Source organism: Bradyrhizobium sp. P5_C11_2 (genome assembly GCF_054049755.1).
The window spans coordinates 1-4026 of the sequence record NZ_JBFULT010000638.1; the positions used below are offsets into that span (position 1 = coordinate 1).

The 4026-nt window shown below is 63.1% G+C and carries 3 protein-coding genes and 1 pseudogene; 2 read left to right on the forward strand and 2 right to left on the reverse strand.

The features are described from left to right. A pseudogene (locus ACXJL8_RS35825) lies at nt 1–1329 on the reverse strand (autotransporter outer membrane beta-barrel domain-containing protein); the annotation flags it as partial. A gap of 285 nt (nt 1330–1614) precedes the next feature. Here ACXJL8_RS35825 and ACXJL8_RS35830 point away from each other — a divergent pair. Both ACXJL8_RS35830 and ACXJL8_RS35835 read left to right on the forward strand, forming a co-directional pair. Continuing rightward, complete coding sequence (locus ACXJL8_RS35830; protein WP_456617491.1) at nt 1615–2595, forward strand: helix-turn-helix transcriptional regulator; 981 nt, start codon at nt 1615–1617, stop codon at nt 2593–2595. Between the two features lie 113 nt (nt 2596–2708). After that, nucleotides 2709–3062 carry a hypothetical protein gene (locus ACXJL8_RS35835; RefSeq protein WP_456617492.1) on the forward strand — a complete coding sequence of 118 codons (354 nt, stop codon included), beginning with the start codon at nt 2709–2711 and terminating at the stop codon, nt 3060–3062. Nucleotides 3063–3120: 58 nt separating this feature from the next. Here ACXJL8_RS35835 and ACXJL8_RS35840 read toward each other — a convergent pair whose 3' ends face one another. Beyond that, on the reverse strand, nt 3121–3951 hold the full coding sequence (locus ACXJL8_RS35840) for an adenylate/guanylate cyclase domain-containing protein (RefSeq protein ID WP_456617493.1): 831 nt from the start codon (nt 3949–3951) through the stop codon (nt 3121–3123). Between the last annotated feature and the right edge of the window lie 75 nt (nt 3952–4026).

Here is a 4026-nt window from a genome sequence, read left to right on the forward strand (position 1 = left end):
GGTGAGGATCGTGTATTGGGTGTTGGCGAGGAAGCCCGCGCCAACCGGAACGATCTGCACCGTGCCGCCATTGAGCGTCACTGTTCCGGTTGCCGCGATCTTGTCGGACTGGCCGGCGGCGTTGATCTCGACCTGAAAGGTCGAGCCGGCATTGAAGGTGACATTGCCGCTGACGTTGAGGGTCCCGATCGAATTGCCGGGGGCAACCGTGCCGCCATTGTTGACGACGATGCCGCCGACCGTGCCGGTGCCGCCGAGATAGCCGCCATTGACGGTGACCACCGACGGCAATGTGCCGTTCACGATCAGGCCGCCTGCGTCTACCGTCATCGCGCCGTTGAAGGCTGTGGCGCCGGTGAGTGTCCAGACTGAAGAGCCAGTCTTGGTCAGTTGCTCGAACTCGTCATATTGCAGGCCGGGGCTGAGAGTTCCGAGGTCGAACGTGGCGCTTCCGGTGCCGCCAAAATTCAGCGTGTCGGTGCCGGCGCCGCCGCGCACAAACCCGGTGATCGTCGAGCCGGGGGCGAGGGCGAGCACGTCATCGCCCCCGAACAGGTCGATCGCTCCGCTGCCACCGCCCGAGATGGTCCCGGAGTTGACGATGGTATCGATACCGGAAGAGCCCTGGATGGCGATGAAGAAGCCGCCGGAGATCGTGCCGGCATTGATGAGGGTGTTGCCGCCAGCAATGAACTGCACGCCGGTATGGCCGCCGGTGATCGATCCGCCCTGATAGACATTGATGACGTTCGCGATCGACGTTCCGCTGATTCGGAGCCCTGTCACGGTTCCTCCGGGGCCGGCCGCGGATCCCCGAACGTGGACGAGGTTGCCATTTGAATTATCGATGACGATCGCCGCTTCGGCGTTGCCTGTGCCCTCGGCAATCGCACCGACCGCGATCGTGACGCTGTTGTTGTTCGAGCCGTTGGACAGGAGGACGGCTCCGCTGTAGGTGGAGACCGTGGCCTGATTATTTATGGTCACGTTCGAATTCGACGTGCCGTCATAAACGATCGCGGGAATTCCGGCGCCGGGCAGGAGCGATGTCAACGTACCATCGCCGATATTGACCGTGACGTTGCTGCCGCCTGTGGCGTTGATATGGTCAGTATTGCCGAGGCCGGTGCAGGTCGCAACGTCACCCGGATTGAGCGCGCCGATGACGCCGGTGCCGGCCACGGTGCAGGCTGCAAACACCGGGCCGGGTGCCAGCGCGAGCAGTCCCCCGAGCATGATCGGCGCCAGCGTTGTAGTGACGAGCAGCCTGTTGCGCAGGACGGTCGCCGTCACGGCGTCTTGCGCGCGGGTCTGTATTCCAATCGGCATCGACAATTCCCTTGGGGCAGTTTCTGAACTGCTAGCGGGAACGCCGCGGCGCTTCTTGGAGTCATGCGAAACGCATTATGGCTCAAGGCGCAAGGACGCCGGTTTGCACCGGCCTGTTGCGGCGATGCCACGCACGGCCGGGCCGGCGGCGCGGTGCGTTGACGCACCAAATGGACAGAGCCGCAAATTTATATGGCTTGGCGCGCAACCTTGTTTGAGGTGCGTTGCACGCAGCCGCCAGCGCGATATTGGTATTCCGCTACACCAGCCTGGAGACGCGCGCCGATGGCGGCCGATGACCAATCGATCCATGGCGCGCCGCGCCTGGGCTATAGCGGCGACCCGAATGGGCCGGCCTATGAGATGTGGCGGGAGGAATTTTGCCGCCGCGTGATGGCAGCCGATCTTGCGCCCTTGTCCGACGGCTCTTTTCACTGCGACGTCAAAGCGGTGATGTTGCCGCAGGCAACGATATCCTTCTGCAACGGCACGCCGATCAGATTTATGACGCTCAACGCCAGCGACAATCTGGCGTTGCTGATGGCGCCGGATTCGCCGTTGCAAGCGGTCATGGGCCGTCGTGCGCTCGAAGTGGCGCCGCTGGGCATCAGTCTCATCGACGCCTCCATCAAGGGCGCATTCGTCTCGCAGCTCGAGAAGGGCGGCAACAAGGCCGCTTTGTTCGACCGCAAGACGCTGCTGTCTTATTGCCCCGATGCCGAAGACAGCGTTGCGCGGCCGCTCGATCATAACCCCGCGCTCACTGCGCTGCTGCATCGATATTACGACTTCGCGGTTCAGCACGCCCCGGGACTCGATGCGCTGGCGCAGCACGCCGTTTCGCAACACCTGATGGATTTGATGGTGCTGGTGCTCGGCGGCAGGCGCGACGCCACCGAACAGGCGAAGGAGCGCGGCCTCGCCGCGGCTCGGCTGGAAGCCATCAAGGCCGACATTCTGGCGCGGCTCGACGGCGGCCTCACGCTCGCCGACCTCGCGCGGCGCCATCGCGCCAGCCCTCGCACCATTCAATTGCTGTTCGAGCGCAGCGGCGTCACGTTCTCGGAGTTCGTGCTGGAGCAGCGGCTACTGCGGGCGGCACGGATGCTGCGCGATCCGATGCACCGGACGGGCAAGATCAGCGACATCGCCCATCTCTCCGGCTTCAACGACGTCTCGTATTTTCACCGGACATTTCGGCGGCGTTTCGGCATGACGCCGATGGACGCGAAAGCGCGGCACACGGAAACGGGCAAAAAGCCGTAGTCGGCAAAATCGAATAAGGTTCCAGCGCCGCTTTCACATTTTTTTGTTGGTCCAGAACCAGCTTGCGTCTCATTGATTGAAGAGAATTCGAGAGAATCGAGAAGGATCTGGACATGCGAGCAGAGCGGATGGCGCTGGGTTTGGCGCTTGCGATCGGCGGCATCGTCGCGCAGGGCGCGGCGTCCGCACAGGAATATCGCGGCACGATGGAACAGCAGATGGCCTGCACGCCGGATGTGTGGCGGCTGTGCAGCGACCAGATTCCGGACGTAAGCCGCATCACGGCTTGCTTGCAACAGAACACACCGCAACTCTCCAGCGGCTGCCGTGCGGTGTTCCAGTCCAATAACCAGATGCCGCCGCAGCAGCAGGCCCCTCGCAATCGCGCTGCACCGCCGCCGCGCTATAACAGTGCGCCGCCGCCACCTCCGCAGGCGCAACCGCGTCCCTATGACGATGACGACTAGCGCTCCCTGGCGCATGGTATGCAGCGGTAGGCGCGAAGATGCGGTCGTGCTGCCTCGTTCAGCGCTCGCCCCTGCGATCCGATTCAGGTCGAGCTCGAAGCGCCGTCCGCAAGACGACACCGAAGAGAATGGCTGCGACTGGCCAATGGAACCAGATCTTATGGCTCGTGAAAACATTGATCAGAATCAGAAAGGCCGAGACCGTGAGGGCTGCTGCAACCGGGCGGGGTAGCTTCGCTAGCCAATCCAACACGACTTGCGTCCACGAGGATGGCTCGTGCCTGTCGCCAGTCCGCGGAGCACGAGCTGTCTCTCGGGGAGTTGGGCTTTCCTCGATCGGGAAGCTCCCTTGCCCGGCGGTCCGGCCGCCCAGGGTCAACCGATAGCTGGTCAGGGGAGCAATGTTCTTCATGGGGCGCTGGCCGAGGCAGTCGAAGCCAACGGATAATTTGTTGTGCACCTGATCGTAGACGGAGCTCGAGATCACGACGCCGCCGGGTTCTGCGAGTTCTTGCAGCCGCGAGGCGATATTGACCCCGTCGCCGTAGATGTCGGAGCCGTCCACCATCACATCGCCGAGGTTGATGCCGATGCGAAACCGCATCGGGTTTGCCTGAGGCGCGTCCGAATCCTGCTGGGAGATTTCCTGCTGAATCTCGACCGCGCATTGCACGGCCTCGACGACGCTGGCGAACTCGGCGATCACGGCATCGCCCCAGGTATTCACGATGCGGCCGTCGTGACGCTCGACCAATCGCGCAATGGCCGTGCGGTAGCGGCGGAGCGTCTCCAGCGTTCCGGTCTCGTCTGCTTCCATGAGACGAGAATAGCCGTACACGTCAGCGCACAGCACGGTGGTCAGTCGTCGCTTCACCTTGTCGTCGGTCATGGTTCCTACATTAGCCTCCCTGACCGGCAAATGCATCAGGCGTCCCGTAGCCGCCTTACGGCCTGACCTCGCAGA

Bases quoted from the DNA above. Each gene is read 5' to 3' on its own strand.
- ACXJL8_RS35840 (WP_456617493.1), bottom strand. From the start codon at position 3,951: ATGACCGACGACAAGGTGAAGCGACGACTGACCACCGTGCTGTGCGCT.
- ACXJL8_RS35830 (WP_456617491.1), top strand. From the start codon at position 1,615: ATGGCGGCCGATGACCAATCGATCCATGGCGCGCCGCGCCTGGGCTAT.
- ACXJL8_RS35835 (WP_456617492.1), top strand. From the start codon at position 2,709: ATGCGAGCAGAGCGGATGGCGCTGGGTTTGGCGCTTGCGATCGGCGGC.